An 18162-nucleotide genomic window follows, 5' to 3' on the forward strand; every position below is an offset into this window, starting at 1 on the left:
GAGGCGACCCTGCAGATTGCCCTTGCGCGCGCCGCCGGTCCTGCCGCAAATGGCTGCAAAACGGGACCAAGCGAGCGAGCATGTCATGACCGACACCACAGCCGTCATCACCGAGAAGCGCGGGCAGGCGTTCTGGATCACCATCAACCGGCCGGAGAAACGCAACGCGCTGAACGGCGAGGTCATCGCCGGGATCACAAGAGCCTATCGCGACGCGCATGAGGACAAGGACGTCCGCGTCATCGTGCTGACGGGCGCGGGCGACAAGGCGTTCTGCGCGGGCGCCGACTTGCAGAATTCCGGCGCGGCTTTCGCGATGGATCATTCCAAACCAAATGTCGACTATGCCGATCTGTTACGTTTGTCACAGAACGCCACGAAGCCGGCGATTGCGCGCCTCAGTGGCGTCTGCATGGCCGGCGGCATGGGCCTTCTGTGCATGACCGACATGGCGGTTGCGGCCGATCACGTCGTCTTCGGCCTGCCGGAGGTGAAGGTCGGCGTGTTCCCGATGCAGGTGCTGAGCCTGCTGCAGCGCATCGCTCCGCCCCGTCTCGTCAACGAATGGGCGCTCACGGGCGAGCCGTTCGACGCCAGGGCCGCGCAGGCCGCTGGCCTGCTCAACTACATCGTGCCGGCCGCCGAGTTAGATGCCAAGGTTGACTGGCTGATCGCCCGCATCGTCGACAAATCCCCGACCGCGATCCGCCGCGGCAAATACGCCATGCGCGCGATCGCCTCGATGTCGTTCGACGAGAGCATCGCCTATACCGAAAGCCAGATCGCACTGCTCGCGATGACCGAGGACGCCAAGGAAGGGTTGAAAGCGTTCAGCGAGAAGCGGAAGCCGGTCTGGACGGGGAGGTGAGGGGATCCGCTCTCGCATCTCGGACGCGCCGCAACGCGTCGGCGTCGCTGCGCAGAGCCGGGACCCAGGGCGGCACGAACGAGAATGTAGCCGCATCCTCCGCCGTCATTCCGGGGCGCGCGTAGCGCGAGCCCGGAATCCATCGTGCAGCAAGTGATGCGGAGAAATGGATTCCGGGCTCGCGCCAAGGGGCGCGCCCCGGAATGACAATCTCACCCCGCGTTCGCCTTCAGTCCCGCCGCCTGAATCCCCGCCACCGCGCAGGCTTCGTCATTGTCGGACGTATCGCCGGAGACGCCGACCGCGCCGAGCAGGGTGGTGCCATCCATGATCAGCACGCCGCCGGGGACCGGTACCAGCGCGCCCTTCGCGATCGTGTTCACGGCATCGACGAAATAGGCCTGCTCCTGCGCGCGCTGGAACAGAGCACGCGAGCCCATGCCCATGGCGAGCGCGCCATAGGCCTTGCCATGCGCGATCTCGGCGCGCATCAGGCTGGTTCCGTCCTGCGCCGCCGCGAGCTTGAGCACGCCGCGCGCGTCCAGGATGGTGACGACCAGCGGCTTCAGCTTGAGCTCGCCGGCTTTCGCGAAGGCGGCTTCGAGGATTTTTCGGGCGGTGTCGAGGGTGAGATCAGCCATGGCTGGTTTCCTTTGCAGCTGGAGAGGTGGCGTTGGATTTGGCGCGATCGAGGCTCATGGCCAGCACGCGGGCGACGTGAAGTGCTTCGCGCTGGGCGCCGTCGTGGATCTGGTGCCGGCATGAGGTGCCGTCGGCGACGACGAGCGTATTCCGGTCAGCCTTCCGCACGGCCGGCAGCAGTGACAGCTCGGCCATCTCGATCGAGGCATCATACGTGTCCGCGCCATAGCCGAAGGCGCCGGCCATGCCGCAGCAGCTCGACTCGATGGTCTTAACCTCAAGGCCTGGGATGAGGCGCAGCACCTGCTCGACAGGCTTGAAGGCGCCGAAGGATTTTTGATGGCAATGGCCGTGCACCACGGCCTTGTCCGCGACGATGCCGAGCGGCAGTTGCAGCCTTCCGGCCTCTGCCTCGCGCGCCAGAAACTCCTCGAACGTCAGCGCGTGGGCGCCCACCGCCTTGGCTTCGTCGTCCTTGCGCAGTGAAGCGAGCTCGTCGCGCAGCGTCAGGAGGCAGCTCGGCTCGAGGCCGACGATCGGCACGCCGCGCGCCGCGTATGGCGCGAAAGCCGAGACCAGCCGGTCGAGCTCGACCTTGGCTTCGTCGACGAGCCCGGCTGACAGGAATGTGCGGCCGCAGCACAGCGGACGGTTGCCGCTCGCAAGTTTTGGCAGATGCACGCGATAGCCGCCGGCCGTGAGCACGCGCAGCGCGGCGTCGAGATTCTCGCGCTCATAGATGCGGTTGAAGGTATCAGTGAACAGCACGACCTCGCGACCGTCCGTAGGCCCGACGCTTTCGGACGGCGGCACGAACACATCGCGGCGAAAGGCGGGGAGGGCCCGGCGCGCGCTGATGCCGGCGAAGCGCTCGAACAGCTTTCGCAGCAGCGGGCTGCCGTTGCGCAAATTAGCCAGCGGTGCCAAGCGCGAAGCAAGGCCGGCATAGCGCGGCAGATATGCAACCAGCCGGTCGCGCAGCGTCAGGCCGCGGCTGGCGGCGCGCGCCGCGAGCACCTCGATCTTCATCTTGGCCATGTCGACGCCGGTCGGGCATTCATGGCGGCAGGCCTTGCAGGAGACGCAGAGTTTGAGCGTCTCCATCATCTCGTCGGAAGAGAGCGCATCCGGGCCGAGCTGGCCGGAGATCGCAAGCCGCAGCGTATTGGCGCGGCCGCGGGTAACGTCCTTCTCGTCGCGCGTGGCGCGATAGGACGGGCACATCACACCGCCCTCGAGCTTGCGGCAGGCGCCGTTGTTGTTGCACATCTCGACCGCGCCCTGGAAACCGCCGCCGGCGCCGGGATAAGCCGACCAGTCGAGCTTCGTCTTCAGCTCGCCGACCCGATAGTCGGGCTTGAAGCGGAACAGCGAGCGGTCGTCCATCCTGGGCGCATCGACGATCTTGCCGGGATTGAGCAGGCCGGCAGGATCGAAGCGCTGCTTCACCTCCCTGAAGTCGGCGACGAGGCGCTCGCCGAACATGGCCTCGTGGAATTCGGAGCGCACCAGCCCGTCGCCGTGCTCGCCGGAATGCGAGCCCTTGTACTCGCGCACCAGGGCGAAGGCCTCTTCGGCGATGGCGCGCATCGCCTTGACGTCCTTCTCCAGCTTCAGGTTCAGAACGGGGCGCACATGCAGGCAGCCTTCGGAGGCGTGCGCGTACATCGTGCCGCTGGTGCCGTGCTTGGCGAAGACTTCGTTCAGCCGCGCGGTGTAGTCGGCGAGGTGCGGCAGCGGCACCGCGCAGTCTTCGACGAAGGAGACCGGCTTGCCCTCCTGCTTCATCGACATCATCACGTTGAGGCCGGCCGCGCGGAAATCGGCGATGCCGCTCTGCAGCGCGGGTTCGGTGATCTCGACCACGCCGCCCCATTTGCGCGTGTCGTTGTTCCAGCCGAAGCCGAGATCCGCCATCAGCTCACCGAGCTGCTTGAGGCGCACGAGGTTGTCGGCTTGGTCCTCTTCGGCGAATTCGACCACCAGCACGGCGTCCGGATCGCCCTTGATCGCCGCGGAGATGACGGGTGCGAACATCGCAATGTCGCGGCCGAGCGCGATCATGGTGCGGTCGACCAACTCGACCGCAATCGGCTTGAGCTTGACGAGGTGCTGGGCCGCATCCATCGCCTCGTAGAAGCTGCCGAAATGGCAGACGCCGAGCGCCTTGTTGCGGATCACGGGCCAAAGCTTCAGCTCGACCTTGGTGGTGAAGGCGAGGGTGCCTTCGGAGCCGACCAACAGATGCGCCATGTTGTTCGGTGCATTGCGCGGCACCAGCGCATCAAGATTATAGCCGCCGACGCGCCGCTGCACCTTTGGGAAGCGCGCGGCGATCTCGTCGGCCTCGCGGGTGCCAAGGTCGAGCATGTCGCGGAACAGGGCGCGGGTGCTGTCGCCGGCCTCGAGGTCGGAGAGATCGCGCGCGACCTCGCCAAAACGGCTCAGCGTGCCGTCGGCGAGCGAGGCCTCCATCGACAGCGTGTTGTCGCGCATGGTGCCGTAGCGCAGCGAGCGGCCGCCGCAGGAATTGTTGCCGGCCATGCCGCCGATGGTGGCGCGGGAGGCCGTGGAGACGTCGACAGGAAACCACAAGCCGTGCTTCCTAAGCTGACGGTTGAGGTCGTCGAGCACGATGCCGGGCTCGACTACGCAGGTGCGGCCTTCGACATCGAGCGACAGGATCCGGTTGAGGTGCTTGGAGAGATCGACCACGAGGCCGTCATTGACGGTCTGGCCGCATTGCGAGGTGCCGCCGCCGCGCGGGGTGACCTTCAGCCCCTCGTCGCGCGCAATCGCCAGCGCCCGCAAGGCCTCGTCCATGGTCTTGGGGACCACCACGCCAGCCGGCATGATCTGGTAGAACGAGGCGTCGGTGGCGTAGCGGCCGCGGCTGAAGCCGTCGAACAGCACGTCGCCGGTCAATTCCGACCGCAGGCGCCGTTCGAGCGAGGAGGCGTTCGTCATCCCTGATCCCGGACTGACCCGGCGAGGCTCAGCCTTGCTGGGATATTCATTGTGGTTCCTGACCGACTATATTGTGAATGCAAAATGAGCAAGCTTGGCGCCTTTAAGGCGATGCCGGCGCGCCCTCTTGGGGCTCGGTCAGGTGCTCGATCGCTGCCGTCCGTTTGTTGCGCAGATGCTGGAACAGGATGTCGCTGAGCTCGCTCCCGGCGCGGCGGCGCAGCGCATCGAGGATGGCCTCGTGCTCGCGCATGGCTTCCGCCCAGCGCTGCCGCTTGCGGGCGAAATTGGCGGAGTAGCGGACGCGTCGGATCCGGCCGGCGAAATTGGCGTAGGCACTCTTCAGCGTATCGTTGCGCGCGGCATCGACGATGCTCTCGTGGATGCGCTGGTTGGCCTGGAAATAGCCGTGCATGTCGCGATGCAGGTAATGGCCGTACATCTCGTAGTGCAGCTGCTCGATCGCCGTGATTTCCGCATCCGTTATGGCTTCGCAGGCGAGGCGCCCTGCCAGGCTTTCCAGGCCTGCCATGACGTCGAACAGTTCCTCGAGATCGCGCTGGCTGAGCTGGCGCACCCGAGCGCCGCGGTTGGGCAGTAGCTCGATCAGGCCCTCGGCGGCGAGCACCTTGAGCGCCTCGCGCAACGGCGTGCGGGAGATGCCGAGCATCTCGCAGAGTTGCCGCTCGGGAACGCGCGCGCCTTCGGGAATATTGCCTTCGACCACGTAATCGCGCAGCCGCAGCAGGATCTCGCCATGCAGCGAGGCCTCGTGACGGTTTTCCTGGCGATCGCCATTGCCGGGGGACGGGGTGATCGGAACCCCGGTGTCGGGAATCGTGGATTTCATTTGCAGCACAGTAGTTTGCCCGGTTGATCGCGTCGACGCTCGCAATCGAATACCAGATTTCGATTGAAGGGACAAAAAATGAATGCAAAATAGCCGGCAGAGCCGGCCATAACCCGCCGAAAGGGAGCTTTGCATGCCTCAGGGACGCCATTTCCTACAGATTCCGGGCCCGAGCCCGGTCCCCGAGCGCGTCCTGCGCGCGATGGACATGCCTGTCATCGACCATCGCAGCGCCGAATTCGGCGAGTTCGGCCGCACCGTGCTCGAAGGCAGCCAGCAGATCTTCCAGACCAGGGGGCCGGTCGTGATCTTCCCCTCGTCGGGGACCGGCGCCTGGGAAGCCGCGATCGTCAACACGCTGTCGCCGGGCGACAAGGTGCTGATGGTCGAAACCGGCCACTTCGCCACGATGTGGCGGCAGATGGCCGGGCGCTTCGGCATCGAGGTTGATTTCGTCCCGGGCGACTGGCGCCGCGGCGCCGATCCCACGGTGATCGAGGCCAGGCTCTCCGAAGACGCCGCGCGCACCATCAAGGCGGTGATGGTCGTGCACAACGAGACCTCGACCGGCGCGACCAGCCGCATCGCCGAGATCCGCGCCGCGATCGACCGCGCCTCGCATCCGGCGCTCTTGATGGTCGACACCATCTCCTCGCTCGGCTCGGTCGACTATCGTCACGACGAGTGGAAGGTCGATGTCAGCGTCAGCTGCTCGCAGAAGGGTTTCATGCTGCCGCCCGGTCTCGGCTTCAACGCGATTTCGGACAAGGCCTTGGCTGCGTCCAGAACCAACAAGATGCCGCGCTCCTATTTCGACTGGGAGGAGATGCTCAAGCCCAACGCCAAGGGCTTCTTCCCCTATACGCCCGCGACCAATCTGCTCTACGGCTTGCGCGAGGCGATCGCGATGCTGCTCGAGGAGGGGCTCGACAATGTTTTTGCGCGGCATCAGCGCTTGGCGGCCGCGACGCGGGCCGCGGTCAACCATTGGGGTCTCGAAGTGCTGTGCCAGGAGCCTTCGGAGTTCTCGCCGGTGCTCACGGCCGTGCTGATGCCTCCGGGGCATGATGCCGATCAGTTCCGGAAAGTCGTGCTCGACAATTACAACATGTCGCTCGGCTCGGGCCTGTCGAAGGTCGCCGGCAAGGTCTTCCGCATCGGCCATCTCGGCGAATGCAACGCGCTGACGCTGCTCGGCGCGCTCACCGGCATCGAGATGGGTCTGTCGGTGGCCGGCGTGCCGCACCGCGCCGGCGGCGTGGACGTCGCGATGAAGCTGCTGGAGCAGCGCCCTCAGGGCAATGCCGCGCCGCATCTGAAGATCGTCGGCACGTAAAGGTCGGCCCGCGAAGATGGTCGCGACGGAGCGGCCGAGGGCAGGCCGGCCCGCTATGCGCGAGGGGCCCTTTGGAGGAGAGGACAAGCCGGTCAAATGGTGCTATTCGGCGCCCACCAAACCAAGGCAAGACCGGGAAGGACGCCGATGACCGTGCATACTGGAAGGCATTTCTTACAGATTCCAGGACCGACCAACGTGCCCGATCGGGTGCTGCGGGCGATGGATATGCCGACTTTGGACCATCGCGGTCCGGAGTTCGCCGAGCTCGGTTTTGCCGTGCTTGCCGCGATGCAGCGCGTATTCCGCACCAAGCAGCCCGTGATCATCTTCCCCTCGTCCGGTACCGGCGCCTGGGAAGCGGCGATGGTCAACGTGTTCGCGCCCGGTGACAAGGTCTTGATGTGCGAGACCGGCCAGTTCGCCGTGCTGTGGCGCGGCATCGCCGACAAGTTCAAGCTCGATGTCGACTTCATCCCGAGCGACTGGCGCCATGGCGCCGATCTTGCCGAGATCGAGAAGCGTCTTGCCGCCGACAAGCAGCACGCCATCAAGGCGGTCTGCGTCGTGCACAACGAGACCTCGACCGGCTGCGTGACGCCGCCGCTGGAGGTGCGCAAGATCCTCGACCGCACCAAACATCCGGCGCTGCTGATGGTCGACACCATCTCCGGCCTCGGCTCGATGGAATATGAGCACGACGCCTGGGGCATCGACGTTTCGGTCGCCGGCTCGCAGAAGGGCCTGATGCTGCCGCCGGGCCTCGGCTTCAACGCGGTCTCGGAGAAAGCGCTCGCGGCCGCCAAGGCCAACCCCGGCATGCGCTCATACTGGGACTGGCAGGAGGTCATCAGCTTCAACAAGCTCGGCACCTTCCCCTACACGCCCGCAACGAACCTGCTCTACGGCCTGCGCGAAGCGGTGAAGATGCTGGAGGAGGAGGGGCTGGAGAACGTCTGGACCCGCCACAAGCGCCACAGCGCCGCGACGCGGGCTGCGGTCAAGGTCTGGGGCCTCGAGACGCAGTGTGCCGATCCCGCCGCGCATTCTCCGGCGCTGACCGGCGTTCGCGTGCCCGAGGGCTTTGATGCCGACGCCTTCCGCAAGGTCGTGCTGGAAAACTTCGACATGTCGCTCGGCACCGGCCTGAACAAGGTCAAGGGCAAGGTGTTCCGCATCGGTCATATCGGCCACTTCAACGATCTGATGCTGATGGGCACGCTTGCAGGCGTCGAGATGGGCCTCGACCTCGCAAAGATCCCGCACCGGAGCGGCGGCGTGCTCGCGGCGATGGATGTGCTGAAGGGACGCGACGTGGTGCCGATGACCAAGGTTCAAGTCGCCTAAGGCTCAGGTTGCCGGGGCGGCCTGACTGAACTGTAGTGAAGAAAGTGAGCGCGCGATGAACGCACCGACGACTGCCAACGAAGACCTGCTCTACTCCGTCACGGACGGCATCGCGCGGATCACCTTCAACCGCCCGCAGGCGCGCAACGCCATGACCTTCGCCATGTATGACCGCATGGCGGAGATATGCCAGGAGATCAACGTCGACCGTTCGATCAAGGCGCTGATCCTGACCGGCGCGGGCGACAAGGCGTTCGCCTCCGGCACGGACATCTCGCAATTCCGTGCCTTCAAGACCGCGCAGGATGCGCTCGACTACGAGGCGCGCATCGATCGCGTGCTCGGCACGCTCGAGCAGTGCCGCGTGCCGGTGATCGCGGCGATCGCCGGCGCCTGCACCGGCGGCGGCGCGGGGATCGCGGCCTGCTGCGATCTTCGCATCGGCACCGAGACGACGCGGATGGGCTTTCCGATTGCGCGCACGCTCGGCAACTGCCTGTCGATGTCGAACATCAGCCGCGTCGTCGCGCTGGTCGGTCCCGCCCGCACCAAGGACATGATCTTCAAGGCGCGCCTGGTCGACGCGCCGGAGGCGCTGGCGCTCGGCCTGCTCAACGAGGTCGTGCCTGACGTCGAGACGCTGCAGCGCCGTGCCGACGAGACTGCAAAGCTCGTCGCCAGCCACGCGCCGCTGACGCTGGAAGCGACCAAGGAAGCGGTGCGCCGCATCCGCCGCACGCTCTCGCGCGAGGAAGGCGAGGACCTGATCCTGAAAGCCTATATGAGCGAGGATTTCCGCGAGGGCATGGACGCCTTCCTCAACAAGCGGGCGCCGGTCTGGAAGGGCAAATAAGTCTCACGGGCTTTCGGCTCCGTCAGTCGAAAGTCATATGCGCGCAATTGCCCGTCTGCTTGAACTCTACAGGATTAATCCGCACTATGCAGGGATAGAATTTTCCGCAACTACAACTCAAAAACATCAGGGGACGAAACTCGTGCGAATTCCAGTGAAAGCCCTCGGCGCTGCGACGGCGCTGTTGTTGAGCACGCCGGCCGTTGCGGCCTGGGAGCCGACGAAACCGGTGGAGATCGTGGTGGCGGCGGGCGCGGGTGGTGCCTCCGACCAGATGGCCCGGATGATGCAGGCCGCGATCCAGAAGAACAATCTGATGAAGCAGCCGATGGTGGTCTCGCTCAAGGGCGGCGCCTCCGGCGCGGAAGCGCTGATGTACATGAAGTCCAGCGAGGGCGACCCCAACAAGGTGCTGATCGCCTATTCGCTGATCTACATGCTGCCGCTGTCGGCGAAGATCCCGTTCAACTGGCGCGAGCTGACGCCGGTCTCCGTGGTGGCGCTCGACCAGTTCGTGCTGTGGGACAACAGCGCGGGCCCCAAGACGTTGAAGGACTTCGTCGCGGCCGCCAAGGCTGCGAGCGCGCCGTTCAAGATGGGCGGCACCGGCTCCAAGCGCGAGGACCACGTGCTCACCGTGTTCCTGGAGCAGAAGACCGGCGCGAAATTCTCCTATCTGCCCTACAAATCCGGCGGCGAGGCCGCGACCCAGCTGGTCGGCAACCACACCGAAGCCAACGTCAACAACCCATCCGAAAATCTCGAGGTCTGGCGCGCCGGCCAGGTGCGTCCGCTCTGCGTGTTCGACAGGGAGCGCATTGCCTATACGACCAAGGTGACCGACACCCAGTCCTGGGCCGACATCCCGACCTGCAAGGAGGAGGGCGTCGACGTGCAATATCTGATGCTGCGCGCGATGTTCCTGCCCGGCAAGGTCACGCCGGAGCAGCAGGCGTTCTACGTCGATCTGTTCCACAAGGTGACGCAGACCGCGGAGTACAAGGACTACATGGAGAAGCAGGCCTTGAAGCCGATCTTCCTCTCCGGCAAGGACATGGTGCAGTTCCTCGAGGAGGACGATGCGCTGAACAAGTCGCTGATGACGGAAGCCGGCTTCGTCGCGAAGTAGCTCTCTCTTCTCCCTCGCCCTGTTCTGACGGGGAGAGGGCAGGGTGAGGGGCTCTCTCCACGAGTTGAGCTCGTGGAGAGAGCCTCTCACCCGGCGCTTTGCCGTAGCCAAAGCTTCGCTTCGGCGTTCTAGAAAACGGCCACAGATTCGGCCTCTGCCTCTCCCCGTAAGCACGGGGAGAGATGCACAATCTCCAGCCTCGCATCTGAGCCCATGTCCCAAACCGATATCGAAATCGTCGTCGAGGATCCCACCGCGCCCGAAGACGATTCCCCTTCCGTCGTCTCTTCCGGCACGATCGAGATCGTCGTCTGCCTGCTGCTGCTCGCGCTCGCGGTCACGCTCGGCTACGACAATTGGCGCACCGGCGCGTCCTGGGATGCGACCGGGCCGGAGCCCGGCTATTTCCCATTCTATCTGTCCGTCATTCTCGCCGGCGGCAGCCTCTACGGTCTGATCGCCGCGCTGCTGGCGCGGCGCGTCTCGCCCGGAACCTTCGTCACGCGTGCGCAAGGCCGGCGCGTGCTGGCGGTGTTCGTGCCGACGTCGCTGTTCTGTCTGGCGACGCAGTTCCTCGGCCTGTATGTCGCGAGCTTTCTCCTGATCGCGGGCTTCATGCGGCTGGTCGGCCGGATCGCGCTGTGGAAGTCGCTGCTCACTGCGTTTGCGTTCACGGCCATCATGTTCATTACCTTCGATGTCGCGTTCGACGTCATCATGCCGAAGGGGCCGCTCGAAGCGGCCCTCGGCCGCTAGGCGGAGCCGCGCGCGATGGAAGCTCTCGGTCTCCTGCTCCACGGCTTTGCCGTCCTGCTGACGTGGAAGACGCTCGTGCTGATGATGGTCGGGCTGGTGCTCGGCATCTTCGTCGGCGTGCTGCCCGGGCTCGGCGGCCCCAACGGCGTTGCGATCCTGTTGCCGCTGACCTTCACGATGGACCCGACCTCGGCCATCGTGATGCTGTCCTGCATCTATTGGGGCGCCTTGTTCGGCGGTGCCATCACCTCGATCCTGTTCAACATCCCGGGCGAAGCCTGGTCGGTCGCGACCACGTTCGACGGCTATCCGATGGCGCAGCAGGGCAGGGCGGCGGAGGCGCTGACTGCGGCGTTCACCTCCTCCTTCGTCGGCTCGCTGGTCGCGGTGCTCCTGATCACCTTCCTCGCGCCGATGATCTCGTCCTTTGCGCTGAAATTCGGCCCGCCCGAGTTCTTCGCGGTGTATCTCCTCACCTTCTGCTCCTTCGTCGGCCTCGGGCGCGAAGCCAAGCACAAGACCGTCATCTCGATGTCGCTGGGCCTGCTGCTGGCCGGCATCGGCATGGATACGGTGTCCGGCAGTCTGCGCATGACCTTCGGCTCGCCGGAGCTCTTGCGCGGCATCAACTTCCTGGTCGCCGTCATCGGCCTGTTCGGCATCAGCGAGATCCTGCTGACGATGGAGGAGCGCCTTGCGCTGCGCGGGCATGCGGCTAGCATCTCGCTGCGCGTCGTGCTCGGCGTCTGGAAGGATCTGCCGAAATACTGGGTGACGCTGCTGCGCTCCTCTTTCATCGGTTGCTGGCTCGGCATCACCCCTGGCGGTGCGATCGCGGCCTCCTTCATGGGCTACAATCTGGCAAAGCGCTTCGCCAAGGAGCCCGAGGGCTTCAGCAAGGGCCGCATCGAAGGCGTGTTCGCGCCGGAGACGGCGGCGCATGCCTCCGGCACCTCGGCGCTGCTGCCGATGCTGGCGCTCGGCATTCCCGGCTCGGGCACGGCCGCGATTCTGCTCGGCGGGCTGATGGTGTGGGGTCTCAATCCGGGGCCGCTGCTGTTCGTCGAGCACAAGGATTTCGTCTGGGGCCTGATCGCCTCGATGTATCTCGGCAACGTCGTCGGCCTCGTGCTGGTGCTGACGACGGTGCCGATCTTCGCCTCGATCCTGCGCGTGCCGTTCGCGGCGGTGGCGCCGATGATCGTGGTGTCCTGCGCGATCGGCGCCTATGCCATCCAGAACGCGATGTTCGACATCTGGCTGATGCTGGGCTTCGGCGTGGTCGGTTACGTCTTCAAGAAGATCGGCATTCCGCTGGCGCCGTTCACCCTGGCGCTCGTGCTCGGCAACCGTGCCGAGGATGCCTTCCGCCTGTCGATGATCGGCTCCGGCGGCACCCTGAAGGTGTTCTGGTCGAACGGCCTGGTCGGCTCGATCACGACCCTGGCGATTCTGCTGCTGTTCTGGCCGGTGATCGACAATCTCCTCGCCCGTGTCGGGTTGACGCATGGGACCAGGGCGACATCGCCTTAGGATGGTGGAGAAATATTCTATGAAATCAATAGCTTATGTCGAAGGTAGCTTTCTAGTCGGGATGCCAGCGCGACCTCCGATTGTTTCCGAATGTTGCCGCGGCGGCACAGCTCTTGGGTGAGGATGCGCGTATATTTCGATCACAAGATCGTGCAAGGGGGAATTCTCCATGAAGCGGATAGTGATTGGAATGGCGGCTGCGATGTCGCTGTTTGCCACGGGCGCGCTGGCCGCCGATCTCGCGGCAAAGCCGTATGTCAAGGCGCCTATGGTCGATCCGGTCTGGAGCTGGACGGGCTTCTATGTCGGCGCCAACGGCGGCTACAGCTGGGGCCGTTCGCGCACCGACGTCACCTACACCAACACGGCGACCGGTGCGGTGATCGTGCCGCCGGCCGGATCCGTCACCAGCGCCTCGTTCGACATGAACGGTGCCGTCGCCGGTGGCCAGGCCGGCTACAACTGGCAGAGCACGAATTGGGTGTTCGGCATCGAGGGCGACCTGAATTGGTCGGACGAGAAGGGCCGCGCCGGCTTCAACTGCGCCCCCACCAGCATTGCAGGCGGCGCCTGTCTTCCGGGCCTGACCTTTCTGCCCCCCGGCGCTGCTGTCGGCACCACTCTGACGCTCGACCAGCATCTGCAATGGTTCGGCACGGTGCGCGGCCGCGTCGGCTTTCTGGCGACACCGAAAGTGCTGTTCTATGGCACCGGCGGCGTGGCCTTCGGCGAGATCAAGACCACGGGCACCATCTCCGGCTTCACGCCGGCTGGTGTCGCGGTCGCCTCGACCAGCTCTTCGTCGGATACCCGCGTCGGCTGGACCGTGGGTGCGGGTGTGGAAGGCAAGATCACTCAGAACTGGAGCGCCAAGCTCGAATATCTCTATGTGGATCTCGGCCGGTTCTCGTCAGGTCCGTTCTCGCTGGCGCCGTTGCCCACGATTGCGGCCAGTGCTTCCTCCCGCTTCACCGACCACATCCTGCGCGCCGGCATCAACTATCAATTTGGTGGCCCGGTGGTCGCGAAGTACTAAGCGAAGTACTGAGATCAAGAAGGCGTCAATAAGAAGCAAAGCCCGGCTCGCGCCGGGCTTTGTCGTTGCAGACGGGGCGCGCGAGATTCACACCACCTTCGCGTCTCTGAGCCCTGCGATCTCGTCCGCGCCGAAGCCGAACTCCTTCAGCACTTCGTCGGTCTGCTCGCCGAATTCCGGCGGCCGCGCCACCATCCTGCTCGGCGTGCGCGACAGCGTCACGGGCTGGCCGACCAGGCGGATATCCCGGCCTTCATCGTTCGGCACGTCCTGCGCAATGCCGAGATGCCTGACCTGCGCGTCCTCGAACATCTGGTCGATGGCGTAGATCGGCCCGCAGGGCACGCCGGCCTCGTTGAGTTCGCGGACCCAGGTCTCGGTCGACTTCGTCACGGTGCGCTTCTCGATCTCGGCGTTGAGCGCATCGCGATTCCTGGAGCGGGCGGGAGCCGTCGCATAGTCGGGATGAGTGTAGAGCTCCGGCGCGCCGATCGCCTGCGCACAGCGCTCCCAGATCCGCCCGCCCGTGGTGGCGATGTTGATGTAGCCGTCGGAGGTCTTGAACACGCCGGTCGGAATGCTGGTCGGATGGTTGTTGCCGGCCTGCTTGGCGACCTCCTTCTCCATCAGCCAGCGCGCGGCCTGGAAGTCGAGCATGAAGATCTGGGCCTGCAGCAGCGAGGTCTGCACCCACTGGCCCTTGCCCGAGACCTCGCGCTCGAGCAGGGCGGTGAGGATGCCCATCGCGCAAAACAGACCGGCACTGAGGTCGGCGACGGGGATGCCGACCCGCATCGGGCCTTCGCCCGGCGCGCCGGTGATCGACATCAGCCCGCCCATGCCTTGCGCGATCTGATCGAAGCCCGGCCGCTTGTGGTAGGGGCCGTCCTGGCCGAAGCCGGAGATGCTGCCATAGACGATGCGCGGGTTGATCGCGGCGAGGCTGTCGTAGTCGATGCCGAGCTTCTTCTTCACGTCGGGCCGGAAATTCTCGACCACGACGTCGGCCTTGACGGCGAGGCGCTTGAACACCGCGAGCCCGCGCTCGTCCTTCAGGTTCAGCGTCATTGCCCGCTTGTTGCGGTGCAAATTCTGAAAGTCGGAACCGCGCCGCGGCCCGCCCGGCTGCTCGCCGCCGGCATCCTCGGTCAGCGCGTCGATCTTGACGACGTTGGCGCCCCAGTCGGCGAGCTGCCGCACGCAGGTCGGCCCGGAGCGGACACGGGTCAGATCGAGCACGGTGAAGCGCGACAGGGCTTCCGAGGCATGCGGGAAGGGCATCGTGAAAGGCTCCGGGACAGATTGGGCGCCTACCATAGTGCCCAGAGATCACGCGACAAGCCGGGCCGGCGCCGATGCCGCCTGCTGAAATGCCTTGCCTGAGGCGCTGTCTGCGAGATCAGCGCGACAGGCGCTTCAATTCGGCCCGCGCCTGCGCGGCAAGGGGATCATCGCCATGGCGCGCAATGAAGAGTTCAAGGGCCTCCCGCGTTCCCTTCCGGCGGGCAGCTTCATATTCCTCTGCCACCGCAGCGGCAGGATCTCGCGCCATCGGCATGGAGGGCGCGCGCCCTGCCTTGCTGCTGTCGTCTGCCTTGGCCTTCTCCACCATCACGGGCAGTCCTCCGAGAGGTTGATGGGACAGTCCAGCAAGCGCAATCAAGGCGCCAAACAGGCTGGCCGGGAGTGTGCGTCGTTTCATGAAACCCTGCAAATCACGGTGTTCCGGGAACGAAACTCTATGCTGCCGTTCCGTATGACTACGGGATTTAATGGCTAACACGGCCTTATGGGAGCAGCGCAAACGCCGCTGCCCCATTTAAACCAAACGTTTAACTCTCTAGCTAGAATCATGTGCCCCCGCGGCGAATCACACGACGCGTTGCTTGGAGAGTCCATTGGCCACCGCCGTTTATGTCAGTGCCACCAACAATGCCGAGATTGACGGCCTGCTGTCCGGCGTCAAATGGTCGGGCACGATCACCTACAGCTTTCCTGACGCGCCGAGCGACTATTCGAATCCTTATTCCGGCGGCAGCGGCGAGCCAACCACCTCGGGCTTTGCCTCGGTGCCCACGCAGATCCAGGCGGCGATCAACTACGCCGTCGGATTGATCCTGAGCTACACCAACGCCAACATCCAATATGCGGGCACCAACGGCGCCGACCTCATGATCGCGCAGTCGTCGGCCGCCAATCCGACCGCCTACGCCTACTATCCCGGCAATTATGCACCCGGCGGCGACATCTGGTTCGGGACTCAATACAATTTCTCGCTGGCCAAGCTCGGCAATTACTACTTCACCACTGCGCTGCACGAGCTCGGACACGCGATCGGCCTCAAGCACAGCCAGGAGGCCGGCGGCCCCGGTAACGTTGCGGTGCCGAGCGCGCATGACAGCAGCGAATACACCGTCATGAGCTATCGCAGCTATGTCGGCGCTTCGACCACGGGCGGCTACACCAACGAAGCCTACGGATATTCGCAGACCTACATGGCGAACGATATCCTCGCGCTCCAGACGATGTACGGCGCCGATTACACGACGCAGAGCAGCAACACCGTCTACACCTGGAATCCGACCACGGGGCAGCAGTTCATCAATGGCGTCGGGCAGCTCGCGCCGGGCGGCGGCGTCGGCGGCTCGGCCAATCGCATCTACGAGACCGTCTGGGACGGCGGCGGCGTCGATACCTACGACCTGTCCAACTACACGACCAACCTGAGCATCAACCTCAATCCCGGCGCCTCGTCGGTGTTCTCCTCCGTGCAGCTGGCCTATCTCGGCAATGGCCATTATGCATCGGGCAACGTCTACAACGCCTATCTCTACAACGGCGACGCGCGCTCCTACATCGACAACTCCATCGGCGGGTCCGGCAACGACGCGATCATCGGCAACGTCGTCGCCAACACGCTGAACGGCGCCGGCGGCAACGACACCATCACGGGCGGTGCGGGCAACGATAGTATCAATGGCGGCACCGGCACGGACACGGCGGTATATTCGGGCAGCCGGGCCAACTACCTGATTTCGTACGACGTGGCGACGCAGACATTCACGATCGTCGATCAACGTTCCGGCTTGCCCGACGGCACCGACACTGCCGTGGGTGTGGAGTACTTCCAATTCACCGATGGTACCTTCGCAAGTTCCGGCTTGGTGACAACCACGATCGAGGCGCTTGGATCGACGCGTCTCGTTCTCTCCGGCGGCAACTATCATCTCGAGAACATCGCGACGGGTACCGGACCGACCTTGAAATATGCGGGCTCTGCGGTGATCGCAGCGAATTGGGGTACCTGGTCCGTGATCGGCGCCGAGAAGGTGTCAGGCGGCGGCTATGACGTGGTCTGGAAGGAAGGGGCCACCGGGCAATACTCCGTGTGGAGCACGGACAGCAACGGCAACTTCGTGACCACGCTGGGTTCGGCCTCCCAAATGCTGGGTACCGATCCATCCCTGAAGGCGCTCGAGCCGACGCTGCAGCAAGATCTGAACGGTGACGGTCTGATCGGCTTCCCTGTTGCCGTCACGATCGAGGCGCTTGGATCGACGCGCCTCGTTTCATCCGGCGGCAACTACCATCTCGAGAGCATCGCGACGGGTACGGGGCCGACCTTGAAATATGCGGGCGCTGCGGTGATCGCAGCGAACTGGGGCACCTGGTCGGTGATCGGCGCCGAGCAGGTGTCGGGCGGCGGCTATGACGTGGTCTGGAAGGATTCAGCGAGCGGGCAATATTCCGTGTGGAGCACGGACAGCAACGGCAACTTCCTGACCACGCTGGGTTCGGCCCCCCAAATGTCGGGAACCGATCCGTCCCTGAAGACACTCGAGCCGTCGCTGCAGCAAGATCTGAATGGTGACGGTCTGATCGGCGTCCCTGCTGCCGTCACCGCCACAATCGAGGCGCTTGGATCGACGCGTCTGGTTTCATCCGGCGGCAACTACCATCTCGAGAGCATCGCCACGGGTACGGGGCCGACCTTGAAATATGCCGGCTCTGCGGTAATCGCAGCGAACTGGGGCACCTGGTCGGTGATCGGCGCCGAGCAGGTGTCGGGCGGCAGCTATGACGTGGTCTGGAAGGATTCGGCAGGCGGGCAATATTCCGTCTGGAGCACGGACAGCAACGGCAACTTCCTGACCACGCTGGGTTCGGCCCCCCAAATGCTGGGAACCGATCCATCGCTGATGACGCTGGAGCCGACGCTGCAGCAAGATCTGAACGGTGACGGGACGATCGGCGTCGCTGCTGCCGTCAGCACCACGATCGAGGCGTTTGGATCGACGCGCGTTGTTTCATCTACCGGCAACTACCATCTCGAGAGCATCGCGACGGGTACCGGGCCGACCTTGAAGTATGCAGGCTCTGCGGTGATCACAGCGAACTGGGGCACCTGGTCGGTGATCGGCGCCGAGAAGGTGTCGGGCGGTGGCTACGACGTGGTCTGGAAGAACTCGGCGAACGCCCATTATTCCGTCTGGAGCACGGACGCGAACGGCAACTTCCTGACCACCCTTGCCGCGGCTCCGGAAGTGCTCGGGTCCGATCCGTCTCTGAAAGCGTTGGAGCCGACGCTCCAGCAGGACCTCAACGGCGACGGCACGGTGGGCGCTGCGCCGACATCCGGCGATGGTTTCGCGTTCGATTTCACCCAAAGCGGGGCGTCGCTGACTGCTCCATCCGAGCCGCCGGACTTTATCCCGGCACCAGCCGATCCGTGGACCGCGTCGGATCAGTGGACTTCACCGGCGGACAGTCACGGTACGGCTGCAATCGACATTCTGGCCGACTTTCTCCAGGCCCGTCACGATTTCGATTTCCAGCTGACCTGAA

At 64.8% G+C, this 18162-nt stretch carries 14 protein-coding genes; 9 read left to right on the forward strand and 5 right to left on the reverse strand.

The window, feature by feature from the left end; all coding sequences use genetic code 11:
• The first annotated feature begins 85 nt into the window (after nt 1–85).
• Nucleotides 86–868 carry an enoyl-CoA hydratase/isomerase family protein gene (locus I6F31_RS11900; protein WP_036007523.1) on the forward strand — a complete coding sequence of 261 codons (783 nt, stop codon included), beginning with the start codon at nt 86–88 and terminating at the stop codon, nt 866–868.
• Nucleotides 869–1080: 212 nt separating this feature from the next.
• On the opposite strand, the gene I6F31_RS11905 is transcribed toward I6F31_RS11900, so the two are convergent.
• The 3 genes from I6F31_RS11905 to I6F31_RS11915 form a co-directional block, all read right to left on the reverse strand.
• Nucleotides 1081–1509: a heme-binding protein gene (locus I6F31_RS11905; RefSeq protein ID WP_109143030.1), complete on the reverse strand. Its 429-nt coding sequence runs from the start codon at nt 1507–1509 to the stop codon at nt 1081–1083.
• On the reverse strand, nt 1502–4477 hold the full coding sequence (locus tag I6F31_RS11910) for an FAD-binding and (Fe-S)-binding domain-containing protein (RefSeq protein WP_225148171.1): 2976 nt from the start codon (nt 4475–4477) through the stop codon (nt 1502–1504). The genes I6F31_RS11905 and I6F31_RS11910 overlap by 8 nt, the downstream gene beginning before the upstream one ends.
• A gap of 103 nt (nt 4478–4580) precedes the next feature.
• On the reverse strand, nt 4581–5327 hold the full coding sequence (locus I6F31_RS11915; protein WP_036007520.1) for a GntR family transcriptional regulator: 747 nt from the start codon (nt 5325–5327) through the stop codon (nt 4581–4583).
• A gap of 133 nt (nt 5328–5460) precedes the next feature.
• Between I6F31_RS11915 and I6F31_RS11920 the strand changes: the two genes are divergently transcribed.
• The 7 genes from I6F31_RS11920 to I6F31_RS11950 all read left to right on the forward strand — a co-directional run bounded on the left by I6F31_RS11920 (nt 5461) and on the right by I6F31_RS11950 (nt 13317).
• Complete coding sequence (locus tag I6F31_RS11920; RefSeq protein WP_225185438.1) at nt 5461–6663, forward strand: alanine--glyoxylate aminotransferase family protein; 1203 nt, start codon at nt 5461–5463, stop codon at nt 6661–6663.
• Nucleotides 6664–6810: 147 nt separating this feature from the next.
• Nucleotides 6811–8010 (forward strand): aminotransferase class V-fold PLP-dependent enzyme, encoded by a 1200-nt coding sequence (locus I6F31_RS11925; RefSeq protein WP_225185439.1) that lies wholly within the window; start codon nt 6811–6813, stop codon nt 8008–8010.
• A gap of 55 nt (nt 8011–8065) precedes the next feature.
• Complete coding sequence (locus tag I6F31_RS11930) at nt 8066–8863, forward strand: enoyl-CoA hydratase/isomerase family protein (RefSeq protein ID WP_225152437.1); 798 nt, start codon at nt 8066–8068, stop codon at nt 8861–8863.
• 154 nt (nt 8864–9017) lie between these two features.
• A complete protein-coding gene (locus I6F31_RS11935) occupies nt 9018–9992 on the forward strand; it encodes a tripartite tricarboxylate transporter substrate-binding protein (protein WP_225152439.1) in 975 nt (324 codons plus the stop codon).
• A 213-nt stretch (nt 9993–10205) separates the two neighbouring features.
• The gene (locus I6F31_RS11940) at nt 10206–10748 is read left to right on the forward strand and encodes a tripartite tricarboxylate transporter TctB family protein (RefSeq protein WP_225152441.1); all 543 of its coding nucleotides are present in this window, start codon (nt 10206–10208) and stop codon (nt 10746–10748) included.
• Between the two features lie 15 nt (nt 10749–10763).
• Nucleotides 10764–12281, forward strand: a complete 1518-nt coding sequence (locus I6F31_RS11945; RefSeq protein WP_225185440.1) for a tripartite tricarboxylate transporter permease — start codon at nt 10764–10766, stop codon at nt 12279–12281.
• A gap of 169 nt (nt 12282–12450) precedes the next feature.
• Entirely contained in the window at nt 12451–13317 is an 867-nt protein-coding gene (locus I6F31_RS11950) for an outer membrane protein (RefSeq protein WP_036007452.1), read from the forward strand.
• An 87-nt stretch (nt 13318–13404) separates the two neighbouring features.
• Here the strand turns inward: I6F31_RS11950 and I6F31_RS11955 are convergent, their stop codons facing one another.
• Both I6F31_RS11955 and I6F31_RS11960 read right to left on the reverse strand, forming a co-directional pair.
• Nucleotides 13405–14598, reverse strand: a complete 1194-nt coding sequence (locus I6F31_RS11955) for a CoA transferase (protein ID WP_225152443.1) — start codon at nt 14596–14598, stop codon at nt 13405–13407.
• Nucleotides 14599–14716: 118 nt separating this feature from the next.
• The gene (locus I6F31_RS11960; protein ID WP_225185647.1) at nt 14717–15019 is read right to left on the reverse strand and encodes a hypothetical protein; all 303 of its coding nucleotides are present in this window, start codon (nt 15017–15019) and stop codon (nt 14717–14719) included.
• A gap of 196 nt (nt 15020–15215) precedes the next feature.
• On the opposite strand from I6F31_RS11960, the gene I6F31_RS11965 reads away from it, so the two are divergent.
• Complete coding sequence (locus tag I6F31_RS11965; protein ID WP_225185441.1) at nt 15216–18161, forward strand: M10 family metallopeptidase C-terminal domain-containing protein; 2946 nt, start codon at nt 15216–15218, stop codon at nt 18159–18161.
• The last annotated feature ends 1 nt before the right edge of the window (nt 18162 follow it).

The organism is Bradyrhizobium sp. NBAIM01 (assembly GCF_020194115.1).
GTDB lineage: Bacteria > Pseudomonadota > Alphaproteobacteria > Rhizobiales > Xanthobacteraceae > Bradyrhizobium > Bradyrhizobium yuanmingense.

What these genes read in the sequence shown, in the direction of transcription:
- I6F31_RS11900 (WP_036007523.1), top strand. Translation starts at nt 86, where the DNA reads ATGACCGACACCACAGCCGTCATCACCGAGAAGCGCGGGCAGGCGTTC.
- I6F31_RS11905 (WP_109143030.1), bottom strand. Translation starts at nt 1,509, where the DNA reads ATGGCTGATCTCACCCTCGACACCGCCCGAAAAATCCTCGAAGCCGCC.
- I6F31_RS11910 (WP_225148171.1), bottom strand. Translation starts at nt 4,477, where the DNA reads ATGACGAACGCCTCCTCGCTCGAACGGCGCCTGCGGTCGGAATTGACC.
- I6F31_RS11915 (WP_036007520.1), bottom strand. Translation starts at nt 5,327, where the DNA reads ATGAAATCCACGATTCCCGACACCGGGGTTCCGATCACCCCGTCCCCC.
- I6F31_RS11920 (WP_225185438.1), top strand. Translation starts at nt 5,461, where the DNA reads ATGCCTCAGGGACGCCATTTCCTACAGATTCCGGGCCCGAGCCCGGTC.
- I6F31_RS11925 (WP_225185439.1), top strand. Translation starts at nt 6,811, where the DNA reads ATGACCGTGCATACTGGAAGGCATTTCTTACAGATTCCAGGACCGACC.
- I6F31_RS11930 (WP_225152437.1), top strand. Translation starts at nt 8,066, where the DNA reads ATGAACGCACCGACGACTGCCAACGAAGACCTGCTCTACTCCGTCACG.
- I6F31_RS11940 (WP_225152441.1), top strand. Translation starts at nt 10,206, where the DNA reads ATGTCCCAAACCGATATCGAAATCGTCGTCGAGGATCCCACCGCGCCC.
- I6F31_RS11945 (WP_225185440.1), top strand. Translation starts at nt 10,764, where the DNA reads ATGGAAGCTCTCGGTCTCCTGCTCCACGGCTTTGCCGTCCTGCTGACG.
- I6F31_RS11950 (WP_036007452.1), top strand. Translation starts at nt 12,451, where the DNA reads ATGAAGCGGATAGTGATTGGAATGGCGGCTGCGATGTCGCTGTTTGCC.
- I6F31_RS11955 (WP_225152443.1), bottom strand. Translation starts at nt 14,598, where the DNA reads ATGCCCTTCCCGCATGCCTCGGAAGCCCTGTCGCGCTTCACCGTGCTC.
- I6F31_RS11960 (WP_225185647.1), bottom strand. Translation starts at nt 15,019, where the DNA reads ATGAAACGACGCACACTCCCGGCCAGCCTGTTTGGCGCCTTGATTGCG.